Here is a 25,017-nt window from a genome sequence, read left to right on the forward strand (position 1 = left end):
TCAGAAGTGAAACGCTGTAGCGCCGATGGTAGTGTGGCATTCGCCATGCGAGAGTAGGACACTGCCAGGCACCCAATACAAGAAACCCCGCTCACTCGAGCGGGGTTTTTTATTGCCTGAAATTCACGTTATCCATCCATATCTGGTTGATTTACCACCACGATTGTATCGTTATACAACCTGATCAGCACAGGGCAGCTCCATGTTGACTATCCCATCTTCCAGCTGAATATCGATCTTGAAACCGAGCCGTTTGGCCAGATTGATCATGCCGCGATTGCTGGGCATGGTCATGCCAGAGAGCTGGCCTATGCCACGCTCTCTGGCATAGCGCACGATCTTTTCCATCATCAACTTGCCGAGCCCGAGCCCTTTCAAGTCTGAGCGGACCAGGATGGCAAACTCCGCATCCGATTGATCCGGGCTGGCAATGGCTCGCACCACTCCCAGGATCTGCTGGCTGAAAGGGCCGTCCTGACCCACGGCGACGAAGGCCATTTCCCGGTCATAATCGATCTGGGTCATGCGGGCCAGCTCCTCATGCCCCAGCTCCCCCACGTCGGCGAAAAAGCGTTTGTACCTGTCTTCATCAGACACCTGCCGCACGAACTGCTTGTGGGCCGGCTCGTCTTCGGGGCGGATGGGGCGCAGCAGCACATGACTCTGATCTTTCAGCCAGGCACCCTCTTCCAGTTCGGTGGGATAGGGGCGAATGGCCAGTGGCAGCACTTGTTGTCCTCGCTCTGCCAGGACGAGCCGGGCATCCAGGATCACCATCTCTTCGCCACAGGCCTGCAGCGGGTGCAGATCCAGTTCTTGTATCTCGGGGAAGGCCAGCAGCAGCTCGGAGAGCTGGCACAGCACCTGGCCGAGGGCGTCGATATCGAGCCGTACCGGACTGGCCTGCTCGCGGATCTTGCCATCCTTGAGGGCACCAATGATCTGGTAGCGAGCCAGTGCCTGGTTGAGGGGAGGAAGGGCCGCGACCATCTCACGGGGCTCGGCGCCGGATTCCCCGAGCAGGATGACGGGGCCGAAGACCGGATCCTGCTGCAAGCGGATCCGTAGCTCCAGACCCCCGCTGCGGCGTGCCATGCGTTGTACCAGAAGCCCTTCTATGCGGGCGCCAGGATCGTGCTGACGTACCCTGTCCAGAATGGCATCCGCCGCCTGGGCGACTTCCGCCGAGGTGCGCAGGTTCAGCATGACACCGTGTACATCGGATTTGTGGGCGATGTCGGGAGATCGCAGCTTCACCGCTACGGGGTAGCCGATCTGTTCTGCAGTCAGTGCGGCCTCGATGGCATCGGAAACGATCCAGGTCGCGAGGGTTGATAGCCCGGCTGCCTGCAAGATGGGATGGGCCAGGTGGGTGTCCAGCACCCGCTGCTGGCGCTCCAGCGCTTGCCCAAGGAGCTGCTGGCAGCGCTCGACATCGAGCCTGTCACCCTGCAGGGAGGCCGGTGTTTCCATCAACTGCTTCTGGTTGCGGCGATATTCCACCATGTGCATGAAGGCCGTGACGGCGCTTTCCGGGGTGCGATAGGTCGGGATGCCCGCATCATTGAACAGGCGTCTCCCCTCCTGGGCGGAGTATTCGCCTGCCCAGTTGGTCAGGATGTTGAATCGTCTGGCCCTGGGATGCTGCTTGATGAAGTCGATCAGGCTGCTGGCGAGGGTGACACCTCGGGCGGTGAGGGACGGTGCATGGATCAGCAGGATGGCATCGGCACCGTCCCCTTGGAGCAGCGTCTCGAGTGCACTCTTGTAGGCCTCGATATCTGCATCGCTGCCGATGTCGAGGGGTGGCATCGCCAGCTTGCCTCCCCGAGACAGCAGTACGTCTGCGGCCATGTTGGCGAGGCCGCGCCCATTGGAGAGGATGGCGAGCCGCTCCCCCTTGAGGGTCAGGGAGTGGCTCAGGGTCTCGACAGTGGCAAACAGTTCGTGGGTATCCCGGACGCGCAGCATGCCAGCCCGGCGGATGGCGGCATCATAGACATTGTCGAGACCGTTGGCCGGGTCATGCCGACCGCTCTTGAGGATCAGGATGGGTTTGTTGCGCGAGGCGGCACGGGCGGCGGAGAGAAAGTGCCTGGCATCGTGCAGCTTGTCCATGTAGATCAGGATGGCGCGGGTCGTCCCGTCCCGGGAGAGCTGATCCAGCAGTTGGCCAAAGTCGATGTCGCAATGATCGCCCAGGGAGATGAAGGCCGAGAAGCCGATTTCGCGCTGCTTGGCCCAATCCAGGATGGTGGTGCTGACCGCTGCCGACTGGGAGAGAAACGCGACCTGTCCCGGAGTCGCTGCAATGGGGGAAAAGCTGGCGTTGATACCCTGCCCGGGGAGCAGCATGCCCATGCTGTTGGGGCCGAGCAGCCGGATGCCGTATTGCTGGCACAGATGCTTGAGCCGCAGGCGCTCGTCAGTGGAGAACTGGGCGGCCAGTATGATGGCGGCTCCGGTTCCTTTCTTGCCGAGCTCCTCGATGAGCGGCAGTACCCGTTCGCGCCGGGTACAGACGATGGCGAGATCGGGGGAGAGGGGAAGGCTCTCTATGTCCGGATAGGCGAGCACGCCAGCGATGGCCTGGCTGCGGGGGGCTACGGGTAGTATAGGGCCCTGGAACTGACCCGCCAGCAGGTGCCGGATGACCACATGGCCTGCTTTCTGCGGATCACTGGAGGCGCCGATGACGGCGATCGAGTGAGGTTTGAAGAGCCGATCCAGGCCGCTTTGTTTCATGGGCACTCCTCGTGGTGGCCCCCGGGGCGAGGGGGACGGATGGTGCCAGTCTAATACGCTTTGCGTGCGGGTTCTGTGACCGATTGCGGATCACGATCTGGCCAGTGCGCTGGCGCGCAGATAAAAGCGCAGCTCCCCCTGAATGCATTGCACCGTGGCGAGGTGCCTGTCCTGGAGATAGATCTCCTGCTCCCGATCGAGTTCATGGCGCTGGACCCCGAGGCTTTGCAGATATTCTGCGAACAGGATGGCACTGCGGATTTCGACAAGATGCTGGCTCACGCTCTATTCCTTGATGGTGGCTGGATGGTGCCGGCCAGTGTCCCCTCTTCTCCCCCACTTTCATACTGATACATTTGACACTCACTGTGGCTCTGACGCCTGCCGGATCAGCGAAGGCCTCCCTGGCCGCGTGCAGTGTCCCAGAAGGCGCGGATCAACGGCTCTTCCAGCCGCTTCTTGAGCACGGCGATGCCGACGTCGAACGCCTTGAGCGCCGGTTTGGGCTCGACCACACGCACCTTGTCCCCCATGGGGCTGTGATCGATGACGGCGGCAGGCACGACACCTACACCGAAGCCGAGGGCCACCATGGCGACGATGCCCTCGTTGCCCGCCACTTCTGCATAGATGTTGGGAGCTATCCCCTTGTTGCGAAACCATTGATCACAGCGCTTTCGGGCCAGCCCCTGTTCGGAGAGGATCAGCGGCAGGCGCTCCCAGTCAGGTTCGCCCTGGGGGAACCACTGACCCTGCTGGGGGGCATTGCGGGGGGCGATGAACACCAGAGGGACTTGTTGCAGGCTGGCGAATTCCAGCTTGGACGAGAGCGCATCCGGCCTCGCTGCGATGGCGAGATCGGCTTCGTCAGCCAGGATCTTATCCACTGCCAGTGCCGGGTCGCCGGTCTCCAGCTTGATCTCCAGCTGGGGATAACGGCGACGAAAGCGTTCCAGTACCTCGGGCAGCAGAAAGTAGCTGGCGGTGACCGAGCAGAACACCCGCAGCCGCCCTTGCAGCGGCTCGTCGCTGCGCTTGAGCTCCTGTTTGAGTTGGCGCCACTCCTGCAGCAAGGCACCGCCAAACTCCCGTAGCTTGTCACCAGCAGGGGTGAGCCGCACCGAGCGGTTGTCCCGCTCGAAGAGCACGCAGCCGGTCTCCTGCTCCAGTCGCTGGATGGCGCGGCTCAGGGTGGAGGGGCTGACCGCCATGGCATCGGCGCTTTTGCCGAAGTGGAGGGAGTCGGCGAGGTGGAGAAACAGTTCGAGATTGCGAAGGTCCATCTTTTTATTCCTGCGGCGTTGTCAGGCTCCCTGTAGCACGATGGCTCGGCGGCGGGAGATTACGGGAAATCACATTTCAATTCCTGCAACGTACTGTTTCGAATATATCAGTTCAGGCAATAAGTGTCCCGCGCTATAGTGGTTTCGACAACGCCGCTATCCGGCATGGAATCAATCGAACGGAGCAATCACCATGGCTAACTATTTCAACACCTTGAACCTGCGTCAGCAGTTGGCCCAGCTGGGCAAGTGTCGTTTCATGCAGCGCGAAGAGTTCGCGGACGGCTGCAACGTGCTGAAGGGCAAGAAGGTGGTGATTGTGGGCTGTGGCGCCCAGGGCCTGAACCAGGGTCTGAACATGCGCGACTCCGGGCTGGACATCTCCTACGCCCTGCGCAAGGCCGCCATCACCGAGAAGCGCGCCTCCTGGCAGAAGGCTACCGACAACGGCTTCGTGGTCGGCACCTATGAAGAGCTGATCCCGACCGCCGATCTGGTGCTGAACCTGACTCCGGACAAGCAGCACTCCGACGTCGTCAAAACCGTGATGCCGCTGATGAAGCAGGGCGCCGCTCTGGGCTACTCCCACGGCTTCAACGTGGTGGAAGAGGGTCAGCAGATCCGTTCCGACATCACCGTCGTGATGGTTGCACCCAAATGCCCGGGCACCGAAGTGCGTGAAGAGTACAAGCGTGGTTTCGGCGTACCGACCCTGATCGCCGTCCACCCGGAGAACGATCCCCAGGGTGAGGGCATGGCCATCGCCAAGGCGTGGGCCTCTGCTACCGGTGGCGACCGTGCCGGCGTGCTGGAATCTTCCTTCGTCGCGGAAGTGAAATCCGACCTGATGGGCGAGCAGACCATTCTGTGCGGCATGCTGCAGGCCGGTTCCCTGCTCTGCTACGACAAGCTGGTTGCCGAGGGCACCGACCCGGCCTATGCCGGCAAGCTGATCCAGTTCGGCTGGGAGACCATCACCGAGGCCCTGAAGCAGGGCGGCATCAGCCTGATGATGGACCGTCTCTCCAACCCGGCCAAGCTGCGTGCCTTCGAGCTCTCCGAGCAACTGCGCACCCTGATGCGTCCGCTGTTCGAGAAGCACATGGATGACATCATCGCCGGCGAGTTCTCCCGCGGCATGATGGCTGACTGGGCCGAAGACGATGCCAAGCTGTTCGGCTGGCGCGAAGAGACCGGCAAGTCCGCCTTCGAGAATGCCCCTGCCTATGCCGGCAAGATCGCCGAGCAGGAGTACTTCGACAATGGCGTGGTCATGGTGGCCATGGTCAAGGCGGGTGTCGAGCTGGCGTTCGAAACCATGGTGGCCTCCGGCATCTATGAAGAGTCCGCCTACTACGAGTCTCTGCACGAGCTGCCGCTGATCGCCAACACCGTCGCCCGCAAGCGTCTGTACGAAATGAACGTGGTCATCTCCGATACCGCGGAGTACGGCAACTACCTGTTCGCCAACGCCGCCGTGCCGCTGCTGCGTGAGCACTTCATGCCGACCCTGCAAGCAGGGGACCTGGGCAGTGCCCGTGCCGAGAGCAAGGCGGTGGACAACCTGGCCCTGCTGGCTGCCAACGAAGCGACCCGCAACCACCCGATCGAGAAGATCGGCCAGACCCTGCGTGGTTACATGAAGGACATGAAGCGTATTGCCGTCGGCGGTTAAGCCTTCGCTGAGCGGCATCGGAAGGGGCGGGGATGACGATCCCCGTTACTGGCTGGCTTAGACACCTGGCCTGTCGTCCGGATGATGCAAACAGACAGATTGAAGCCTATAAAAAAGCCCCGCTCATCGAGCGGGGCTTTTGCATTCTGGAGGGCGGGAGCAATCAGGCCTTCCAGGCTTTCCAGGTGTTGATCAGGCCGTTGGTGGAGCCGTCGTGGCTGGTGACGGCCTCATCGGTGCCCAGCTCCGGCAGGATCTTGTTGGCCAGCTGTTTGCCCAGCTCCACACCCCACTGGTCGAAGGAGAAGATGTTCCAGATTGCGCCCTGTACGAAGATCTTGTGCTCGTACATGGCGATCAGGGAGCCGAGGGTTTTCGGGGTCAGCTGCTTGAACAGGATGGAGTTGGTCGGGCGGTTGCCTTCGAACACCTTGAACGGCACCAGATCCTTGACCTGCTCCAGGGTCTTGCCGGCGGCCAGGAACTCGGCCTCCACCGCTTCCTTGCTCTTGCCGAAGGCCAGGGCCTCGGTCTGGGCGAAGAAGTTGGCCAGGAGCTTCGGATGGTGGTCACCGATGGGGTTATGGCTGATGGCCGGCGCCAGGAAGTCGCAGGGGATCAGCTTGGTGCCCTGATGGATCAACTGGTAGAAGGCGTGCTGGCCGTTGGTACCCGGCTCACCCCAGATGATGGGGCCGGTCTGGTAGTCCACCGGATTGCCGTCGCGGTCCACGTACTTGCCGTTGGACTCCATGTTGCCTTGCTGGAAGTAGGCAGGGAAGCGATGCATGTACTGATCGTACGGCAGGATAGCTTCGGACTCGGCACCATGGAAGTTGTTGTACCACAGGCCGATCAGGGCCAGCAGTACGGGCACGTTCTGTTCATAGGCGGCAGTGGCGAAGTGCATGTCCATCTCGAAGGCGCCTTGCAGCAGGGCCTCGAAGTGCTCGAAGCCGAGGGAGAGGGCGATGGGCATGCCGATGGCGGACCAGGAGGAGTAGCGGCCGCCGACCCAGTCCCAGAACTCGAACATGTTGTCGGTGTCGATGCCGAACTCGGCCACGGCCTTGCCGTTGGTCGAGAGGGCGGCGAAGTGCTTGGCAACGTGGGCCTTGTCACCGGCATGACCGAGGAACCAGTCGCGGGCGGTCAGGGCGTTGGTCATGGTCTCTTGGGTGGTGAAGGTCTTTGAGGCCACCAGGAACAGGGTGGTTTCCGGATCGATCTTCTTGAGCGTCTCGGCGATGTGGGTGCCGTCAACGTTGGAGACGAAGTGCATCTCCAGGTGATTCTTGTAGGGGCGCAGGGCCTCGGTGATCATGACGGGGCCCAGATCGGAGCCACCAATGCCGATGTTGACCACGTGCTGGATGGCCTTGCCGGTATAGCCCTTCCACTCGCCACCGATGACCTTCTCGCAGAAGCCCTTCATCTTGGCCAGTACGGCGTTCACTTCCGGCATCACGTCCTTGCCGTCAACCTCGATGGGACGGTCGGAGCGGTTGCGCAGGGCGGTGTGCAGTACGGCGCGCCCTTCGGTCATGTTGATCTTGTCGCCGTTGAACATGGCGTCGATGGCGCTGCGCAGATCGGTCTCGCCAGCTAGGTTCACCAGCAGCTTGAGGGTCTCTTCGGTGATCAGGTTCTTGGAGTAGTCGACCAGGATGTCGCCACCGAAGGTGAGGGAGAACTTGTCAAAACGCTTGGGATCCTGTGCGAACAGATCCTTGAGACGCATCTCCTTGTTGGCTGCAAAATGGGCTTCCAGTGCCTGCCAGGCCTGGGTCCGGGTTGGATTGATATTTTTCATAGGATTATCAGTCTTCCAAGTTGTGTTTGAACCTTGCAGGCAAGGCTCCCGCCAAACCTTATTATGCGAGCATTATACCGGGCACTCCGTGCGCCCCGTGTAACAGAGCATTACCAATTGTCTGCAACGAGGGAGTGTACAACCAAAACAGTGCGATTATGAGTCACCCAGTACCCCGGGATCTTGCGTTCGCGCATGCTTGTTCGGGTTGAAAAGGCTTTCATTTCAAGGGGAGCACGGCCGTGGCGCTGGAAAGCTGGCGTGACAGATAAAAGGGTATTCAACAGACGCTCATCGGACGGTTTTTTGAGCAGGCGCAAATGGCGGGCAACAGACGCTGGCTACCATATGAGCCGAATGGACGAGATCTCCCAGGGATGGCCAAGGTATGGAATCAATGGTGTGGAATGAGGAGATCGAGATGAAAGCCCTGTTATCCCTGTTTGTCCTGAGCCTGATCGCCACCGGCCTCATCGGTTTGCTGACCCTGACGCTGGCCAATGCGGCGCCGACGCTGGAGATCCGCGTGTTGGCGGTGATCGGAGCCGTGCTGGGGGGCTATGTGCTGATGCAGCCCCTGCTCAACCGGGTTGCACGCCGGCTGGGGTGAGAACACGGTGCGTAAGACCGGCCTGTGGCCGTTTTTTTTCATGTCGCAGAAGGCAGAAACGACAGTGCCAGCCCGAAGGCTGGCACTGGAGAACGCACACCGAGGATCAATCCGCCGTCTTCTGCATGTGGACCACACGCTGGGGGAAGGGGATCTCGATGCCCTCAGCGTCGAAGGTGAGCTTCACCTTCTCGTGGAAGTCGAACCAGACACCCCAGTAATCACCGGTCTTGACCCAGGGACGCACCACGATGTTGACTGAGGAGTCGGCCAGCGCGGCAACGGCAATGGTGGCTGCCGGCTCCTTCAGGATGCGGGGCTCTTCGCTCACCAGCCGCTCCAGGATCTGTTTGGCCTTGCGGAGATCCGAGCCGTAGCCGATGCCGAAGGTCATGTCGACGCGGCGGGTATCCATGCGCGAGTAGTTGACGATGGTGCCGTTGAGGATGGCGGAGTTCGGCACTACCACCATCTTGTTGTCACCGGAGGTGAGGGTGGTGGTGAAGAGCTGGACCGATTGCACAACGCCATTGGTACCTGCCACCTCGATAAATTCCCCTGCCTTGATGGGGCGGAAGATGATGAGCAGGAAACCGGCGGCAAAGTTGGAGAGAGAGCCCTGCAGCGCCAGACCGATGGCCAGACCGGCGGCACCGATAATGGCGACGAAGGAGGCGGTCTGCACCCCGACCCGGCCCAGGGCGGCGATCACCACGAACACCAGGATGGTGTATTTGAGGATGCTGCCGACGAAGTGGGTGACGGTGGTGTCCAGCTTGCGGGTCTGCATCACCTTGACCACGCCACCGCTGAGAAGGTTGGCTGCAATGTAACCGACCAGCAGGGTGATCAGGGCGGCGGCGATGTTGACCGCATACTCGATGATCAGCCCCTGGTTGTTGGTCAGCCAGGTCTGTGCTTCGGTAATGATCTCGGGTTCCATAGGATGTCCTGTTGGTGTGAAGATTTATGGCAGATGAATCTAACACTTGAGCGCGACAAGCTGGGTCGCATCTGGTGCTTGTCTCTTCTTTTGTGCCACAAAAAGCAAGGGAGGCCAAGGCCTCCCGTTTTGTCACAACCCTGCTGGCGCAGGGACGCTGGGCATGTGCGCACTCAGCTTTGCAGCTGCTGGCTGCGGATAAACTGCCACTGATCTTCAAACCCGGCGGTGGGTTTGATTATGAGCTCGGAGCAGACGTGCATTGGTTGATGCGGTCTGCTGGCTCAGCTTTGCAGCAGCTGGCTGCGGATAAACTGCCACTGATCTTCAAACCCGGCGGTGGGCTTGATTGTGAACTCCGAGCGGACGTGCATTGGTTGATGCGGTCTGCTGGCTCAGCTTTGCAGCAGCTGGCTGCGGATAAACTGCCACTGATCTTCAAAGCCGGCAGTGGGCTTGATTTTGAACTCCGAGCGGACGAACTGGCTGATGCGGCCCTCGGTATAGGCCAGCAGCAGGTTGGCCAGCATGGTCTCGTCGAGCTGGAAGCCCTGGCCTTCCCGCAGCCGTTTCTCGCGCAGTACCTGCTTGATCTGGGTCTCCAGCTTGTCGAACAGAATGCTGATGCGATCCCGCAGCCGATCGTGTTCGCCCAGCAGGGCATCGCCATTGAGAATGCGGGTGATGCCGGGGTTGCGCTCGGCGAACACCAGCAGCAGCTGCAGTATGTGATGGCAGCGGGCCATGGTGTCCTTCTCTTCGGCCATGATCAGGTTGACCCGTGACAGCAGGGAATCCTCGATAAAGTCGATCAGCCCCTCGAACATCCTCGCCTTGCTGGGAAAATGCCGGTAGAGGGCCGCCTCGGACACGCCCACCTCGGCCGCGAGGCGTGCCGTGGTGATGCGCTGGCCCGGGCTGGTTTCCAGCATGTGGGCGAGTGCCTGCAGGATCTGATCGCGCCGACTCTGTTTCTGGTTACTGCTTGCCATGGATTCCCCTAAAAAAACAATGGCTTGATTCTATTATTTGGCACGTGCCCCAGGGGGCCGTGTGGTCTTGTTATTGGCGACCAGAAGAACCAAACCCGCCTTCACCCCGTTCACTCTGATTGAATTCGTCGACCAACTGGAAGCTGGCCTGTACCACTGGCAGGATCACCAGCTGGGCGATGCGCTCGCCAGGCTGCATGGTGAAGCTGTCGTTGCCACGGTTCCAGACCGAGACCATCAACTGACCCTGGTAGTCGGAGTCGATGAGGCCGACCAGGTTGCCCAGTACGATGCCGTGCTTATGGCCGAGGCCGGAGCGGGGCAGGATGGTGGCGCACAGACCCGGATCCTGGATGTGAATGGCCAGCCCGGTCGGCACCAGCGTGGTGTCGCCAGGGGCCAGGGTCAGCGGGGCATCCAGCAGGGCGCGCAAGTCCATGCCAGCGGAGCCCGGTGTGGCGTAAGCGGGCAGCGGGAAGTCGGTGCCGATGCGGGCATCCAGGATTTTCAGTTCAATTTGTGTCGTCATGAATCTTTTTCAATTGGATCGCCTGGCGATCGGGTGGTACAGCAGGAGCCTGGGGCTCCCGGCATGTTCAATGGGCTCAGGGTCGATAATGGCGTGCAATCAGGGCGACAAGATGACGGGCGAGCGTCAGCTTATCGGCCAGGGGCAGGGCGGCTTGACCCCCTTGCCAGAAGACGGTCAGGGCGTTGTCATCGGCATTGAAACCCTGGCCTGCACGGGACACATCGTTGGCGGCGATCATGTCCAGCCGCTTACGTCGAAGTTTGTCGAGGGCGTATTGTTCCACATCCACGGTTTCGGCGGCAAATCCGACGGTGAAGGGTTTGTCTGACAACGCCCCCACATCGGCGATGATGTCGGGGTTTTTGACCAGGGTCAGCTGCATCTGGTCGTTGTCGCCGGTCTTCTTGATCTTTTGCTCGGCCACCTGGGCGGGACGGTAGTCGGCGACGGCAGCGCAGCCGATAAAGAGGTCGCACTCACCGACCCGGCTCATCACTGCTTCGTGCATCTGCAGGGCACTCTCCACATCGATGCGGGTAACGCCGGCCGGGGTGGCCAGTGCCACCGGGCCGCTCACCAGGGTCACCTCCGCGCCCGCTTCGCGCGCGGCGCGGGCGATGGCGTAGCCCATCTTGCCGGAGCTGTGGTTGCTGATATAGCGCACCGGATCCAGCGCCTCGCGGGTCGGCCCGGCGGTGAGCAGCAGCCTGATGCCTGCCAGGAGCGGTTCGGCGGCGAGCTGCTGGCAGCAGCGTTCCACCAGTTCCAGGGGATCCAGCATCCGGCCCGGGCCCACGTCGCCGCAGGCCTGGCTGCCGGAGTCTGGCCCCCACAGCTGAATGCCGCGCTCGGCTAGGGTCTGAAGGTTGGCCTGGGTGGCGGCGTTGCGATACATCTGCTGGTTCATGGCTGGCGCCAGGGCGACAGTCGCCGGGGTGGCAAGGCAGAGGGTGGTGAGCAGCTCGTCCGCCATGCCGGCGGCCATGCGGGCCATCAGATTGGCGCTGGCGGGGGCGATCAGCACCAGATCGGCCCACTTGGCCAGCTCGATGTGGCCCATGCCCGCCTCGGCAGCCGGGTCGAGCAGACTGTCGGCCACCGGGTGGCCTGAGACGGCTTGCAGGGTCAGCGGGGTGATGAACTCCTTGGCGGAGCGGGTCATCACCACTCGCACCTCGGCCCCCTGATCTTTTAGGCGACGTACCAGTTCGGCACTCTTGTAGGCGGCGATCCCGCCACTGACACCCAACAGGATGCGTTTATCGGCCAATCTCATCTGCTGCTTCTCTTCCGGCTCACTCTGACTGGTCGGCTAAGATAGCACAGGCAATGGGTGGCGACAGAGGCTGACATGGGGGAGTTGTGGTCGGGCTCGCGGGATTCTTTGCTATGTTTTCTCTCAATAGCCATCAGGGAGAGACAAATGAGCATCAAGGAGTGGCCGGAAGAGGAGCGCCCGAGGGAAAAGCTGCTGCGCCGAGGGGCGGCGACGCTCTCCGATGCCGAACTGCTGGCCATCTTCTTGCGCACCGGGGTCAGTGGGTTGAGTGCGGTGGATCTCTCTCGCCAGTTGTTGCAGCAGTTTGGTTCCCTGCGGGCACTGCTGGGAGCCGAGCAGCAGGATTTTTGTGGCGCTCACGGGCTGGGACCTGCCAAGTATGCCCAGTTGCAGGCGGTGCTGGAGATGGGGCGGCGCCATCTGGCCGAACAGTTGCAACGGGGAGAGGCGCTCACCTCGCCCGGGCTTACCCGTGACTTTCTGCAAGCCCAGTTGCGGGATCGGGGGCGGGAGGTGTTCGCCCTGCTGCTGCTCGACAACCAGCACAGGGTCATCCGGTTTGTCGAACTTTTTTACGGCACCCTCGACTCGGCGAGCGTCTGGCCCAGAGAAATCGTGCAGATCGCGCTCAAACATAATGCAGCCGCCGTGATTCTGGCGCATAATCACCCGTCCGGCGTGGCCGAGCCCAGTCGGGCGGACCGCCAGATCACGGATCGGATCCTGGCCGCCCTGGCCCTGGTCGATATCAGAGTGCTTGATCACCTGGTGATCGGTGATGGCATCACGGTTTCTTTCGCAGAGCGTGGTTGGTTGTGACTGGGCTCTGGCACTGTATTAGTTGATCTTTGATCACGGATGCTGTATAAAATGCCGCCTTCTGTTTGCCCCGCAATCGAAGGCCAGCGGGGCAGATATTTGCTCGAGCAATGAAGTAAGATTTGGAGAGACTGACATGTCTAGAGTATGCCAAGTAACCGGCAAGCGCCCGGCAGTTGGTAACAACCGTTCGCACGCTAACAACGCTACCAAGCGTCGTTTCCTGCCGAACCTGCACACTCACCGTTTCTGGGTTGAGAGTGAAAAACGCTTCGTGAGCCTGCGCGTATCCGCAAAAGGCATGCGTATCATCGACAAGCGCGGCGTTGAAGTGGTTCTGGCTGAACTGCGTGCCAGCGGCGTTAAGGTATAAGGAATTAGATCATGGCTAAAGGTATTCGCGATAAGATTCGCCTGAACTCCAGCGCCGGTACTGGTCACTTCTATACCACTACCAAGAACAAGCGCACCATGCCCGAAAAAATGGAGATCAAGAAATTTGATCCCGTGATTCGTCAGCATGTGATCTACAAAGAAGGCAAAATCAAGTAATTACTTGGTTTCGCTGCAAAAACCCGGCCTCGTGCCGGGTTTTTTTATGGCTGGAATTCAGTACACTGCCGATTCGAAGGGAGGCTAGCCATGTTCAAACTGAGCCGCAAAGGCTGGAACAACGTGATCATCGTGGTCGTGTTGATCGTCATTACCCTGTTGCACCGACTGGAGCAGGCCCAGCAGGAGAACAGTGCCAAACGCGCGCGTCCGCTGTTGCCGGAGAGCGCCGTGGTGCTGACCTGGCAGGGGCCGAGCTGGCAGATAGAGCGTATCGGCCAGGGCTGGCGCAGCGCGCCGGATCTGGGGCTTGGCAGCGCCCAGCTGGCGGCCCGCATCGAGATGTGGCAAGGCTGGCTGCTGCCCCCCGGCGAGCCCGTGCGCGGCACCCCGGTGACCCTCAAGATCTGGATCGCCGGACAGAGTGATCCGGTGGAAGTCGGGCTCTATCAGGACGACGGCAAGTTTGCCGCTCTGCTGCCCTCCTCGACCTGGCTCAGCTTGAGTCAGGCGCAATACCGTGACCTGATGCGTCCCATTCCCTGAACGAGAACGAGAGATCGCCCATGCCTGAATTACCGGAAGTCGAAGTCAGCCGCCAGGGCATCTCCCCCTGGCTTACCGGCATCAAGGTGACCCGCGTGGTGGTGCGGGACGGCCGCCTGCGTTGGCCCGTGCCCGGCGAGATCCAGGAGCTGGTGGATCTCGTCATCCACCGCGTCAGCCGCCGCGCCAAATACCTGTTGCTGGAGACCGACTTCGGCACCGCCATCCTGCATCTCGGGATGTCCGGCAGCCTGCGGGTGCTGGACATCGGCACCCCGGCCGAGAAGCACGATCATGTGGATATCGAGCTGGCCAACGGCAAGCTGCTGCGGCTCAACGATCCGCGCCGTTTTGGCGCCCTGCTGTGGACCCGCGAACCGGCCGAGGCCCATGCCCTGCTCGCCAAGCTGGGGCCGGAACCCCTCACCGACGCCTTCCATGCCGATTACCTGCGGGAGCGGGCGAAGGGGCGCAGCACCGCCATCAAGCAGTTCCTGATGGACAACCACGTGGTGGTCGGGGTAGGCAACATCTACGCCAACGAGGCGCTCTATGCCGCCGGCATTCATCCCAGGCGGGCGGCGGGCAACATCAGCGCCGAGCGGCTGGGCACCCTGGTGAGCGAGATCAAGCGGGTGTTGGCCGAGGCCATTCGCCAGGGGGGCACCACCCTCAAGGATTTCACCAGCGCCGACGGCAAGCCGGGCTATTTCGTCCAGCAGCTGCAGGTTTACGGCCGTGGCGGCCAGCCCTGTTTCCACTGCCACACCCTGCTCACCGAGGTGAAGATGGGCCAGCGAACCACGGTGTTCTGCTCCCACTGCCAACGCTGAAAGCGGGATTTTTGAGCCGGAACCGGCCAAGTTGTAAGAGAGTATTTCCGGTCTGTTGAAGCGGCGTCAGCCCATGACTACTATCTCGCCAGTTCAGGCTGCGAGGTAATAAAATGACAGCTAAATCAATAGACTGGGAACATTTATCCCGGCAGGGGCACTATTGTGCCCACGATATGGCCCGCTTCCTCTATCCCGAAGACAGCGCCCGCAAGACCTTCAATCGCGGCAAGTTTTTGCTGCGCAGTCTGCTCTACCGTGCGCAGTTGAACCGGGTGTTCGAGCTGTTCCAGAGCGCCCCCCTGCGGGCGCTTCCCGCCCGCCACCCCGAGCTGCTCGACAAGCCGATGCGCCCCTATCGCTTCGCCTGCTCGACGGTGAACCAGCGGGTCAAGATGGTGGAGGATCACTACCGCCTGCTGCTGGGCCTGTACCCCGAGCTCATCGACCCGCTCTATCTGGGGGAGGGGATAGTGCTGGGCCATTATCCCGATGGCGGCTGGCGCATCGTGCTGCGTCACGACGGCACCTTCCGCAGGGAGGCGGAGCTGGCCCTCTCCATCGTCAACGCGCGGGGGGAGCGACTCTACAGCTGTGCCTTCTCCCTGGCGGGCAACGAACAGGAGCTGGCCCTGGTGATCGGGTCGGTGCAGGGGCCAGAGCCCTGTGTCGAGCAGCCCCAGGAGCAGGTGCGGGCATTGACCCGGGCGGGTCAGGGTCTGAGACCCAAGTCGCTGGTGGTGATGCTGGTGATGGCGCTGGCCGGGGCCATGGGGGCCCACCGGGTCTGTGCGGTGCGCATGAAGGCCCACATCTTCCAGGCAAGACGGTATAGCAAGAAGAAGAAAGCCTGCCTGCAGGCGGACTACGACGAGCTGTGGCAGGAGTTTGGCGCCCTCGATCAGGACGCCAACTTCGTGCGGCTGCAACCCGTGGTGCGCAAGCCGCTGGAGGAGGTGGCCGCCAAGAAGCGGGCCATGTACCGGCGCCGTTACGAGTGGCTCGATCAGCTGGAGCTGGCGATCCGCCAGCAGTTTGCCCGCAGCTAGGCGTGCAGTGCGTTGATGCAACAAGGGCTACCCGCGGGTAGCCCTTGTTCGTTTCTGCCCATCAGGGGAGGGGATTAGCGCTGCTGTCTGGCGGCAATGGCCTGGGCCACCAGGGGGTCGACGAACTGGTGGATGTCACCTCCGTGCAGCGCCACCTCCTTCACCAGGGTGGAGGAGATGAAGGAGTTCTCCTCCGCCGGGGTAAGGAAGACGCTCTCCAGGGTAGGCATCAGGCGACGGTTCATGTTGGCGAGCTGGAACTCGTATTCGAAGTCGGAGACGGCGCGCAGGCCGCGGATCAGCACGTTGGCCTGCTGCTCCCTGGCAAAATCCACCAGCAGGCCGGAGAAGCCCACCACCTTGACGTTGGGCAGGTGAGCCGTCACCTGCCTAGCCAGCTGAACGCGCTCCTCGAGATCGAACAGCGGCCGTTTGCTCGGGCTGTTGGCCACCCCGACCACCACCTCGTCGAACAGTCTGGCGGCGCGGCCAATGAGATCGGTATGGCCGTTGGTGATGGGATCGAAGGTGCCGGGATAGATTACCTTGTTGGTCATGCTGCTGATTCCTGAAACCGGAAAACTGGTCGCATTATAGGGGCTGTTGCCGGTTTGTCGCGACCGGGATGGCGCGGATTTCTGGCGCTGATCGGCGGCCGGGGTCGCACAAATCGGAGCCCCGTGGCGTCTTCGCTTGAGAATCGCCCTGCATCAGGCAAGAATACCCGCATCGCGCATCAAGCCTCCTTCGCTGGTGACAGGGAGCATAGGGATTTTTTATGAAACGTATTCTGGTAGTCCGCAATGACAAGATTGGTGACTTCATGCTGGCGTGGCCGAGCTTTGCCATGCTCAAGCGCTCCATGGAGTGTCATGTGACTGCCCTGGTTCCCGCCTACACGGCGCCCCTGGCCCGCCTCTGCCCCTGGATCGACGAGATCATCCTGGATCCGGGTGCCCGGGCCGACAAGGAGCAGCAACGCGCCCTGCTGGCGCGCATCAAGGCGGCCGCCTTCGATGCCTCCATCTGCCTCTTCTCCAACACCCGCAATGCCAAGCTGGTGTGGAAGGCGCACATTCCCTACCGGCTGGCCCCCGCCACCAAGCTGGCCCAGGTACTCTACAACCAGCGCCTGGTGCAGCGCCGCTCCCGCTCCCAGAAGCCGGAGTACGAATACAACCTGGATCTGGTGCGCCGCTTCCTCGCCGATCAGCATCAGACCGTGGTGGAGCCACAGGGCCCCTACCTCGACTTCGACCCCGAGAGCCTGCTGCAGGTGCGCGAGCAGGTCGCCGCCCGTCTCAGGCTCGACGCCAGCCGCCCCTGGCTGATGGTGCATGCGGGCAGCGGTGGCTCGGCCAACAACCTCTCCATCGAGCAGTACTCGCGCCTCATCATCAAGCTCAACCAGGCCTGTCCCGAGTTGCAGTGCGTGCTGACGGCAGGCCCGGGGGAGGAGGGGAAGGCGGAGCAGTTGGCGGCCGAACTGCTGGCCCATGGGGGCAACGGCTGGATCTATCGCTCCGACGAGGGGCTGCCGAAGTTCTGCCAGGTGATGGCCAACGCCGCCCTGTTCGTGGCGGGCAGCACTGGGCCCCTGCACATCGCCGCGGCCATGGACGTGCCGACCGTCGGCTTCTTCCCGGCACACCGTTCGGCGACGCCGCTGCGCTGGCGGCCGCTCAATGGCGAGGGGCGCCATCTGCCCTTCAGCCCGCCGGAAGACAGCGACCACCCGGAGGACATGAGCCAGCTCGATCCCAAGGCCATGGCGGCAGAGATCGCCCGCTGGGCGCCGCCCTTCTGGCGCGCCGAGCGCTGAGAGCGCACACAGAACATACAGACAGGGCCCCGCGGGGCCCTGTCTTGTATGGGGATGCGCCCCGCTGGTAGACCGGCCTACCGGGCGTGGTCCCCGACAGCCCCCTTGACGGGCCTGCCCGGGCCCCGGGCAGGGGAAACCTGTCGGTATAAGCCGGAGTCGGGTCATGTTGCCAATATCCATGCATTCGGCTTATAGCGGCCAGTTTTCGTCCGTGGCGCCCGGGTTTGCGCCGTGAGCGGCCCCGCGAGGGCTGCGCCCGCTCCACGGCAATAGGGTTTGCCCCTTGTCCCGCTGGAACAAGGGGTGAGTGATTAATGGGATGTTTGAGGCGCGATGCCCTATTTCGGCTGCTGGGGCTGCTGGCGAACCCAGAGATCGGCGTATTTGACGAAGGTGGAGTGGGCGGAGAGGATGGCCAGCAGCAGGCCCTGCTTGCCGTCGAGGAAACCGGCCTTGAGCAGGTACATCTTGAGGAAGCAGCCGACGGCGTGGACCAGCCCCTGGCCGAGGGATCCCTTCTTGCCGCGGGCGGTGCGCTGATCGGCCCATGCGCGGGCATAGCCGGCGGATTTGACCAGGTAGTGTTCCAGATCCCGGTAGGTGTAGTGGAGGAGGTCGCCCTGCAGGTTGACGATCTTCATGTTGGCGCGCACCTCCACCTTCTCGTGTACCAGCGCCTCGTTGTAGCCGGTCAGCGCCTTGGGGTAGAGGCGCAGCACCCGATCCGGGTACCAGCCGCTGTGGCGGATGAAGCGGCCGAACACCCAGGAGAGGCGCGGGATGGAGTAGATGGTGTCGCTGGCCGGGTTGGCCATGACCCCCTGGATGGCTTCCCTGAGTTCCGGGGTGAGCCGCTCGTCCGCGTCCAGCCACAGCACCCACTCCGACTGGACATGGGACTGGGCGAGGCGGCGCTGACGGCCGAAACCGGGCCAGGTGGTGTTGACGAAGAAGCGGGCGCCAAATTCGGCGGCGATGGCCGGGGTGTCATCCTGACTGCCGGAGTCGAGAATGACGATTTCATCCGCCAGGCCTTCGAGGGAGGCGAGGCAGGCACGGAGGTTGTCGGCTTCGTTCTTGACGATCAGGACGGCCGCCAGGGTCGGTTTTTTCACAGGCAAGGGACTCTTGTTGGTGCCCGGCGGGCGGGTCATGCTCGGATTGGCGCCCATTCTAGCCTAAAACCCCGCGCGGGGCATGACCCGAGGGCCCGGTGGGCCCGCTTTTGAATGCGGGGGAAGGGGATATCTGCTACCCGGCAGTCGGTGGCCCAGGGCACGCCGTGTCCGGGTCGAAGAGGGCCTCAGGAGGGATGCGCGGGGGAGCAGATCCTGCCAGGGAGGCGTTTTGCGGGAGCAGACGGGTATCTTCTGTTATTTCTTCGGCCTTTCTTGGGGCATAATCTCGCCCAGTAATGATCAACAGCCGGGCCAGTCCCGAGAGAAGACGCGCGATGAAGATATTGGTGATCGGCCCCTCCTGGGTCGGCGACATGGTGATGTCCCAGAGCCTCTACAAGGCGCTCAAGAGCAACCACCCGGGCAGCGAGCTCCATGTGATGGCGCCAGCCTGGTGCGTTGCGCTGCTGGAGCGCATGCCCGAGGTGGACAAGGCCATCCCCATGCCGCTTGGCCACGGTGACTTCAAGCTGGGGGCACGCCGCCGCCTTGGCAAGCAGCTGGCCACGGAGCAGTACGATCAGGCCATCATCCAGCCCAACTCCATGAAGTCGGCCCTCATCCCCTGGTTTGCCAGGATCCCGGTGCGCACCGGCTGGAAGGGGGAGCACCGCTTCGGTCTGCTCAACGACATGCGCAGCAACAAGCAGGCCTTCCCGCTGATGGTGGAAGGCTATGTGGCTCTGGCCTACCCCAAGGGGCAGATGAAGAGTCGGGACGACATTCCCGCTATTCCCCATCCCTCCCTGCACGTGGATCTCATCAACCAGGGCAAGGCGCTGGAGCGGCTCGGCCTGAATCGTGCCCGCCCTGTGCTGGTACTCTGTCCGGGGGCCGAGTTCGGCCCGGCCAAACGCTGGCCGGAAGGGCACTACGCCGTGGTGGCGCAAAAGCACCTCGACGAGGGATGGCAGGTATGGATCTTCGGCTCGGGCAAGGACGTGGACGTGGCCAACACCATCCGCGATCGGATCAACCCCCTGTCGCGCCCCAACTGCCACGTGCTGGCGGGCAAGACCAGCCTGCACGAGGCGATCGACCTGATGGCGCTGGCCGGTCGGGTCATCGCCAACGACTCGGGCCTGATGCACGTGGCGGCCGCCCTCAACCGGCCGCTGATCGGCGTCTACGGTTCCACCTCGCCCCTCTATACCCCACCGTTGGCGGACAGGGTCGAGATCGTCCACACCGACATCGAGTGCCGCCCCTGCTTCAAGCGCACCTGCAAGTTCGGCCACCTCAAGTGCCTGATCGAACTGATGCCGGAACAGGTCATCGAGGCGGGAAATCGGCTGGAGCGTGGGGAAACGGCAGATCTGACCATAGTGCGGCAGCCGGTGGAATCCTCCGCTGCTGTACCAGGTAATAGCTAGCATGATCTACCGGTTGCTCTACAACCTGCTGATCCACTTGGGGTTGCCCCTGGCGCTGCTGGCGCTCTACAAGCCCAAAAAAGGCAAGCCCGGCTTCGGGGCACGCTGGGCCGAGCATCTGGGACGATTGCCGCCGACCGGACAGGAGGCTCCCCTCTGGATCCATGCGGTGAGCGTGGGGGAGACCCTGGCCATCACCCCCTTCATCCGCGCCCTCAAGGCCGAGCGCCCCGAGCTGCCCATCCTGCTCACCACCACCACCCGCACCGGCGCTGAACAGGCGGCTAAGCTCGGGGATCTGGTGGTGCACCGCTATGCGCCTCTCGACTATCCCTGGGCCATCTCGGCGTTTCTGAGCACCGTCAAGCCCCGTGCCCTCTGGGTGATGGAGACCGAACTGTGGCCGAACTGGCTGGCGGCCTGCGAGGCACGGCACCTGCCAGTGACCATCCTCAATGCCCGCCTCTCGGAGCGATCCTGTCAGCGCTATGGTCGCTTCCAGGGGGCCTTCGATGCCTTGAGCCGCCCGCTGACCCACCTGCTGTGCCAGCATCAGGACGATGCGGATCGCTTCCATCGGCTGGGCATAGCGCGCAACCGGCTGGCGGTGACCGGATCCATCAAGTTCGACATCCAGTTTGGCGACGAGGTGCAGGCCAGGGGCCGTGCCCTGCGCCAGCAACTGGGGGAGGCACGACCTGTCTGGATCGCCGCCAGTACCCACCAGGGGGAAGACGAGCAGGTGCTGGCCGCCTTCGATCGGGTGCTCAAGGCCCATCCCTCCGCCCTGCTGATCCTGGTGCCGCGCCATCCCGAGCGTTTCGATCGGGTGGCCGAGCTGTGCGCCCCCTACGGTTGCGTGCGGCGTACGGCGGGCAGAGCGGTCGGCGAGAGGGACAAGATCTACCTGGGTGACACCATGGGCGAGCTGCCGCTGATGCTGGCGGCGGCGGATCTCGCCTTTGTCGGTGGCAGCCTGGTGCCCGTGGGCGGTCACAACCTGCTGGAACCGGCGGCGCTGGGCAAACCCTGCTTGACTGGCCCCGTCTATTTCAACTTCAGCGACATCACCCGCCAGCTGGTGGCCCAGGGGGGCGCGGCCGTGGTGGCGGACGCCGAGGCGCTCGGCCATCGGGTGAGCACCCTGCTCGGCGATGCCCCTGCTCGCCGCGAGATGGGGGAGCAGGCCCGCGCCGTGGTGCTGCGCAACCAGGGGGCGCTGGCGCGCACCCTCTCCCATTGCCTCGCCAGCCTGGAAAGTGACGACTGAGGCGGGGTGGCGTGGTGGCCGCCCCGCCAGCATGTCTGCCAAACCCCGGGAGACAATCCGCGCCTCTTTCCTTTATGCTCTGCCCTTTGCCCCTGACCCTGTGATGCTCCGATGAACCGCGCTCCCCTGCTGTTGATGATACTGGTCACCCTGCTGGCCGCCGCTGGCTGGCTCTTCTCGAAAGAGGCGATTCGTGAACTGCCCACCGCCGCCTTTATCGGCAGCCGCTTCCTGCTGGCCGCCCTGCTGCTGTTGCCGCTCGCCTGGTTGCGCGAGCCGCCCCCCAGTGGCTCACAACTGCTGCGCGCCGCCGGGTGCGGCACTTTGCTCGGGGCCAGCCTGCTGTTCTGGGTTACCGCCATCAGCCAGAGCGATGCGCTCGGCAGTGGCGCCTTCATCATGAGCGTGGCCACCCTGATGGCGCCGCTCGCCGCCTGGGCCGCCTTCAAGGCCAGACCCGGCCGTCACTACTGGCTGACTCTGCCCGTGGCCGTCGCGGGTCTGCTGCTGCTCTCCAGCAGCACCCACTGGGGCGTGTCGCTCTCCCTGTTCTGGTTTCTGGCGGCGGCCGCCACTCTGGGGGTCCAGCTCGCGGTGCACCGCCACTTCGCCCAGTCCATCCCTCCTACCTGGCTCACCTGCATCCAGTTGGCGGTGACCGGACTGCTCGGCACCCTGCTCTCCCTGCTGACCGAGCCGTGGCCCGCCAGCATCGGCACTGGTATCTGGGGCTGGTTTGCGGCCAGCGTCCTGATCGCCACCACATTGCGTTACTGGCTGCTCACCCACGCCCTGAGCCGGATGACCACGGCCCACGCCGCCCTGCTGATGCTGCTCGAACCGGTCTGGACCCTGATATTAAGCACCCTCTTCTATGACGAACCCCTGGGCCCCGCCAAGCTGGCAGGCGCCGGCCTGGTGCTGGGCGCTCTGGTGCTCTACCAGCTCCCCCTGCTGCTGCGCAGCCGAAGGCTGAAGTCACCGGTCTAGCCTGCGCGGGTGGGGGATGCATAGAAAAGAAGGAGAGGGTCTGCATGGCAGACCCTCTTTGCGTGATGGTACATGTCGGGCTCCCTTTGCTCGAGGCTGCCATCAGTCAGGCGGCTGAGCGCTGCGGGAAACGAGCATAAAAAAGCCCCCGGGTGGCGGGGGCTGGTGCATCGATGAGGGAGATCACTCGATGTTCTGGATCTGCTCGCGCATCTGCTCGATGAGCACCTTCAGCTCGACGGCGGACTGGGTCACCTCGGCGTTGATCGACTTGGAGCCCAGCGTGTTCGACTCGCGGTTGAACTCTTGCATCATGAAGTCGAGACGACGGCCGCAGGCGCCGCCCTTCTTCATGATCTTGTTGGTCTCGCTGATGTGCATCTCCAGGCGATCCAGCTCTTCGGCCACGTCGATCTTCTGGGCCAGCAGCACGATCTCCTGCTCGATGCGGGCCGGGTCCAGCTCCACCTTGGCTTCGGCCAGCCGGTCGGTGAGCTTCTGGCGCTGCCACTCGATGATCTGCGGCAGGTGCTCGCGCACCTTCTTCACTTCTACCTGGATGCCGGCCAGACGCTGTTCGATCAGCGCCTTGAGGTTGGCCCCTTCGCTGGCGCGGGAGGCGAGGAAGTCTTCCATGGTCAGGTCGAAGCCGGCCATCAGCTCGGTGGCGACCACGTCCATGTCCTGCTCGGCGGCAGCCATGACGCCCGGCCAGCGCAGCACGTCCACCGGGTTGAGCTGACCCTGGCCCGCCTCTTTCATCACCCAGTTGGCGCTCTCGATGATGAGTTTGGCCAGCTCTTCATTGATGTGGAGCTGGCTGGCAGCGGCCTGGGCGGCCTCGAAGCGCAGGTTGCACTCCACCTTGCCGCGCTGCAGCTTGGCGCGGAAGCGCTCACGCAGAACCGGCTCCAGGCTGCGCAGTTGTTCCGGCAGGCGAATGTAGGTCTCCAGATAGCGCTGGTTGACCGAACGAATTTCCCAAACGGCTGTGCCCCAGTCGCCCTTGAGTTCCTTGCGGGCGTAGGCGGTCATGCTGTGAATCATTGATTGTTCCGGGCTTGATGAAGTGTGCGGCCAGTATACTCAGCCAGGCCTGCTCCGTCAGCCGACGAGGTGGTTTTAGCGGCTGATATTTGAGTAGCGATCGCTTATACTCCTGCGCCAATTCAGCCAGCCCAGAGGTCAGTCCCATGTCCCGTCCCAGCGATCGCAGCGCCGCCCAGGTGCGTCCGGTAACCATCACCCGCCACTTCACCAAGCATGCTGAAGGGTCCGTGCTGGTGGAATTCGGCCACACCCACGTGCTCTGCACCGCCAGCGTCGACACCAGCGTGCCGCGCTTCCTCAAAGGCAAGGGGCAGGGGTGGGTCACTGCCGAGTACGGCATGCTGCCGCGCTCCACCCACTCCCGGATGAACCGCGAAGCGGCCTCCGGCAAGCAGAGCGGCCGTACCCTGGAGATCTCCCGTCTGATCGCCCGCTCCCTGCGCGCGGCGGTGGACTTGAGTGCCCTGGGCGAGCACACCATTACCGTTGACTGCGACGTGTTGCAAGCCGACGGTGGTACCCGCACCGCCGCCATCACCGGGGCCTGCGTGGCGCTGGTGGATGCGCTGAACTGGATGGTGGAGAAGGGGCTGATCAAACAGAGCCCGCTCAAGCAGATGATCGCGGCCGTCTCCGTCGGCATGTATCAGGGCGAAGCCATCTGCGATCTGGAGTACATCGAAGACTCCGCCGCCGAGACCGACATGAACGTGGTGATGACCGAAGATGGTCGCATCATCGAGGTGCAGGGCACCGCGGAGGCCGAACCCTTCACCCACGAGGAGCTGCTGGCCATGCTGGCGCTGGCCAAGGGCGGCATCGACGACATCATAGCGCTGCAGAAGCAGGCGCTCTCCTGAATTTCTGATTTGAAAAACGCGGCATTGACCGCGTTTTTTTATACCCCCACACAAGACAACGACAAGCCAAGCAAGGAGCCAGAATGAAAGCCTACCAGCGTCAATTTATCGAGTTCGCCCTGGAGAAACAGGTCCTCAAATTCGGTGAATTTACCCTGAAATCCGGTCGTAAAAGCCCCTACTTCTTCAACGCCGGTCTGTTCAACAGCGGCCGCGATCTGGCCCGTCTCGGCCGCTTCTATGCCGCCGCCCTGATGGATGCCGGCATCGAGTTCGACGTGCTGTTTGGCCCGGCCTACAAGGGGATCCCCATTGCCTCCGCCACCGCCGTGCAGCTGGTGGAGCAGCACGACGTGGACGTGCCCTGGTGCTTCAACCGCAAGGAGGCCAAGGATCACGGCGAGGGCGGCAATCTGGTGGGCAGCCCGCTCAAGGGGCGCATCATGCTGGTGGACGATGTCATCACTGCCGGCACCGCCATCCGCGAATCCATGGATCTGATCCAGGCCAACGGCGCCTCCCTGGCTGGCGTGCTGATCGCGCTGGACCGTCAGGAGAAGGGCAAGGGCGAGCTCTCCGCCATTCAGGAAGTGGAGCGTGACTACGGCGCTCACATCATCGCCATCATCCAGATGAGCGACTTGATCCAGTATCTGGAAGAGAAGCAGGCCGAACAGCCGGAGCTGGCGGCGCAACTGGCCGCCATGAAGGCTTACCGCGCCCAGTACGGTATCTGAGTCGCCGCGTATACCGCGCAATAGTTGAAGGCGGCGCCCGTTTGTTCTCTGGCAGCAAACGGG

Annotated in this window: 25 protein-coding genes; 14 read left to right on the top strand and 11 right to left on the bottom strand. The window is 62.8% G+C overall.

Going from position 1 to position 25,017, the window contains the following annotated elements:
• Positions 1–171: 171 nt before the first annotated feature.
• The 3 genes from ACVDHI_RS11680 to ilvY form a co-directional block, all read right to left on the bottom strand.
• A complete protein-coding gene (locus tag ACVDHI_RS11680) occupies positions 172–2,745 on the bottom strand; it encodes a bifunctional acetate--CoA ligase family protein/GNAT family N-acetyltransferase (RefSeq protein ID WP_324063691.1) in 2,574 nt (857 codons plus the stop codon).
• 90 nt (positions 2,746–2,835) lie between these two features.
• Entirely contained in the window at positions 2,836–3,027 is a 192-nt protein-coding gene (locus ACVDHI_RS11685) for a hypothetical protein (protein WP_010676124.1), read from the bottom strand.
• Between the two features lie 107 nt (positions 3,028–3,134).
• On the bottom strand, positions 3,135–4,028 hold the full coding sequence (gene ilvY, locus ACVDHI_RS11690; protein WP_010676123.1) for an HTH-type transcriptional activator IlvY: 894 nt from the start codon (positions 4,026–4,028) through the stop codon (positions 3,135–3,137).
• 193 nt (positions 4,029–4,221) lie between these two features.
• Between ilvY and ilvC the strand changes: the two genes are divergently transcribed.
• Positions 4,222–5,703 carry a ketol-acid reductoisomerase gene (ilvC, locus tag ACVDHI_RS11695; protein WP_039041087.1) on the top strand — a complete coding sequence of 494 codons (1,482 nt, stop codon included), beginning with the start codon at positions 4,222–4,224 and terminating at the stop codon, positions 5,701–5,703.
• Positions 5,704–5,866: 163 nt separating this feature from the next.
• Here ilvC and pgi read toward each other — a convergent pair whose 3' ends face one another.
• Positions 5,867–7,516: a glucose-6-phosphate isomerase gene (gene pgi / locus ACVDHI_RS11700; RefSeq protein ID WP_039040994.1), complete on the bottom strand. Its 1,650-nt coding sequence runs from the start codon at positions 7,514–7,516 to the stop codon at positions 5,867–5,869.
• A 421-nt stretch (positions 7,517–7,937) separates the two neighbouring features.
• On the opposite strand from pgi, the gene ACVDHI_RS11705 reads away from it, so the two are divergent.
• A complete protein-coding gene (locus tag ACVDHI_RS11705; RefSeq protein ID WP_447212113.1) occupies positions 7,938–8,126 on the top strand; it encodes a holin in 189 nt (62 codons plus the stop codon).
• 106 nt (positions 8,127–8,232) lie between these two features.
• Here the strand turns inward: ACVDHI_RS11705 and ACVDHI_RS11710 are convergent, their stop codons facing one another.
• The 4 genes from ACVDHI_RS11710 to coaBC all read right to left on the bottom strand — a co-directional run bounded on the left by ACVDHI_RS11710 (position 8,233) and on the right by coaBC (position 11,869).
• A complete protein-coding gene (locus tag ACVDHI_RS11710; RefSeq protein ID WP_039040993.1) occupies positions 8,233–9,069 on the bottom strand; it encodes a mechanosensitive ion channel domain-containing protein in 837 nt (278 codons plus the stop codon).
• Between the two features lie 395 nt (positions 9,070–9,464).
• The gene (gene slmA, locus ACVDHI_RS11715; protein ID WP_010676117.1) at positions 9,465–10,061 is read right to left on the bottom strand and encodes a nucleoid occlusion factor SlmA; all 597 of its coding nucleotides are present in this window, start codon (positions 10,059–10,061) and stop codon (positions 9,465–9,467) included.
• Positions 10,062–10,131: 70 nt separating this feature from the next.
• Positions 10,132–10,590: a dUTP diphosphatase gene (gene dut, locus ACVDHI_RS11720; RefSeq protein ID WP_010676116.1), complete on the bottom strand. Its 459-nt coding sequence runs from the start codon at positions 10,588–10,590 to the stop codon at positions 10,132–10,134.
• Between the two features lie 76 nt (positions 10,591–10,666).
• On the bottom strand, positions 10,667–11,869 hold the full coding sequence (gene coaBC, locus ACVDHI_RS11725) for a bifunctional phosphopantothenoylcysteine decarboxylase/phosphopantothenate--cysteine ligase CoaBC (RefSeq protein ID WP_324062649.1): 1,203 nt from the start codon (positions 11,867–11,869) through the stop codon (positions 10,667–10,669).
• 147 nt (positions 11,870–12,016) lie between these two features.
• Here coaBC and radC point away from each other — a divergent pair, with 147 nt between their 5' ends.
• From radC to ACVDHI_RS11755, 6 genes are all read left to right on the top strand, one after another.
• The gene (radC, locus tag ACVDHI_RS11730; protein ID WP_039040991.1) at positions 12,017–12,691 is read left to right on the top strand and encodes a RadC family protein; all 675 of its coding nucleotides are present in this window, start codon (positions 12,017–12,019) and stop codon (positions 12,689–12,691) included.
• 136 nt (positions 12,692–12,827) lie between these two features.
• On the top strand, positions 12,828–13,064 hold the full coding sequence (gene rpmB / locus ACVDHI_RS11735; RefSeq protein WP_005307492.1) for a 50S ribosomal protein L28: 237 nt from the start codon (positions 12,828–12,830) through the stop codon (positions 13,062–13,064).
• 11 nt (positions 13,065–13,075) lie between these two features.
• The gene (gene rpmG / locus ACVDHI_RS11740; protein WP_005323752.1) at positions 13,076–13,243 is read left to right on the top strand and encodes a 50S ribosomal protein L33; all 168 of its coding nucleotides are present in this window, start codon (positions 13,076–13,078) and stop codon (positions 13,241–13,243) included.
• 90 nt (positions 13,244–13,333) lie between these two features.
• Positions 13,334–13,789 carry a hypothetical protein gene (locus ACVDHI_RS11745; RefSeq protein ID WP_042016396.1) on the top strand — a complete coding sequence of 152 codons (456 nt, stop codon included), beginning with the start codon at positions 13,334–13,336 and terminating at the stop codon, positions 13,787–13,789.
• A gap of 20 nt (positions 13,790–13,809) precedes the next feature.
• The gene (gene mutM, locus ACVDHI_RS11750; RefSeq protein WP_010676112.1) at positions 13,810–14,622 is read left to right on the top strand and encodes a bifunctional DNA-formamidopyrimidine glycosylase/DNA-(apurinic or apyrimidinic site) lyase; all 813 of its coding nucleotides are present in this window, start codon (positions 13,810–13,812) and stop codon (positions 14,620–14,622) included.
• 176 nt (positions 14,623–14,798) lie between these two features.
• Positions 14,799–15,671: a VirK/YbjX family protein gene (locus ACVDHI_RS11755; RefSeq protein WP_042879078.1), complete on the top strand. Its 873-nt coding sequence runs from the start codon at positions 14,799–14,801 to the stop codon at positions 15,669–15,671.
• Between the two features lie 74 nt (positions 15,672–15,745).
• Here the strand turns inward: ACVDHI_RS11755 and coaD are convergent, their stop codons facing one another.
• Positions 15,746–16,228: a pantetheine-phosphate adenylyltransferase gene (gene coaD / locus ACVDHI_RS11760; RefSeq protein ID WP_010676110.1), complete on the bottom strand. Its 483-nt coding sequence runs from the start codon at positions 16,226–16,228 to the stop codon at positions 15,746–15,748.
• 221 nt (positions 16,229–16,449) lie between these two features.
• Here coaD and ACVDHI_RS11765 point away from each other — a divergent pair, with 221 nt between their 5' ends.
• The gene (locus ACVDHI_RS11765; protein WP_041214218.1) at positions 16,450–17,493 is read left to right on the top strand and encodes a glycosyltransferase family 9 protein; all 1,044 of its coding nucleotides are present in this window, start codon (positions 16,450–16,452) and stop codon (positions 17,491–17,493) included.
• 341 nt (positions 17,494–17,834) lie between these two features.
• Here the strand turns inward: ACVDHI_RS11765 and ACVDHI_RS11770 are convergent, their stop codons facing one another.
• On the bottom strand, positions 17,835–18,611 hold the full coding sequence (locus ACVDHI_RS11770; protein WP_010676108.1) for a glycosyltransferase family 2 protein: 777 nt from the start codon (positions 18,609–18,611) through the stop codon (positions 17,835–17,837).
• Positions 18,612–18,949: 338 nt separating this feature from the next.
• Between ACVDHI_RS11770 and waaF the strand changes: the two genes are divergently transcribed.
• The 3 genes from waaF (at position 18,950) to ACVDHI_RS11785 (ending at position 22,307) form a co-directional block, all read left to right on the top strand.
• On the top strand, positions 18,950–20,047 hold the full coding sequence (waaF, locus tag ACVDHI_RS11775) for a lipopolysaccharide heptosyltransferase II (protein ID WP_039040986.1): 1,098 nt from the start codon (positions 18,950–18,952) through the stop codon (positions 20,045–20,047).
• Position 20,048: 1 nt separating this feature from the next.
• Positions 20,049–21,317: a lipid IV(A) 3-deoxy-D-manno-octulosonic acid transferase gene (gene waaA / locus ACVDHI_RS11780; RefSeq protein WP_139736541.1), complete on the top strand. Its 1,269-nt coding sequence runs from the start codon at positions 20,049–20,051 to the stop codon at positions 21,315–21,317.
• Between the two features lie 111 nt (positions 21,318–21,428).
• The gene (locus ACVDHI_RS11785) at positions 21,429–22,307 is read left to right on the top strand and encodes a DMT family transporter (protein WP_226044851.1); all 879 of its coding nucleotides are present in this window, start codon (positions 21,429–21,431) and stop codon (positions 22,305–22,307) included.
• A 183-nt stretch (positions 22,308–22,490) separates the two neighbouring features.
• Here the strand turns inward: ACVDHI_RS11785 and ACVDHI_RS11790 are convergent, their stop codons facing one another.
• Positions 22,491–23,354 (bottom strand): YicC/YloC family endoribonuclease, encoded by an 864-nt coding sequence (locus tag ACVDHI_RS11790; protein WP_010676104.1) that lies wholly within the window; start codon positions 23,352–23,354, stop codon positions 22,491–22,493.
• A 146-nt stretch (positions 23,355–23,500) separates the two neighbouring features.
• Here ACVDHI_RS11790 and rph point away from each other — a divergent pair, with 146 nt between their 5' ends.
• Both rph and pyrE read left to right on the top strand, forming a co-directional pair.
• Positions 23,501–24,217, top strand: a complete 717-nt coding sequence (gene rph / locus ACVDHI_RS11795) for a ribonuclease PH (protein WP_447212114.1) — start codon at positions 23,501–23,503, stop codon at positions 24,215–24,217.
• A gap of 83 nt (positions 24,218–24,300) precedes the next feature.
• A complete protein-coding gene (gene pyrE / locus ACVDHI_RS11800) occupies positions 24,301–24,954 on the top strand; it encodes an orotate phosphoribosyltransferase (protein ID WP_010676102.1) in 654 nt (217 codons plus the stop codon).
• The last annotated feature ends 63 nt before the right edge of the window (positions 24,955–25,017 follow it).

It is taken from the genome of Aeromonas sp. 25-248, from assembly GCF_053005425.1.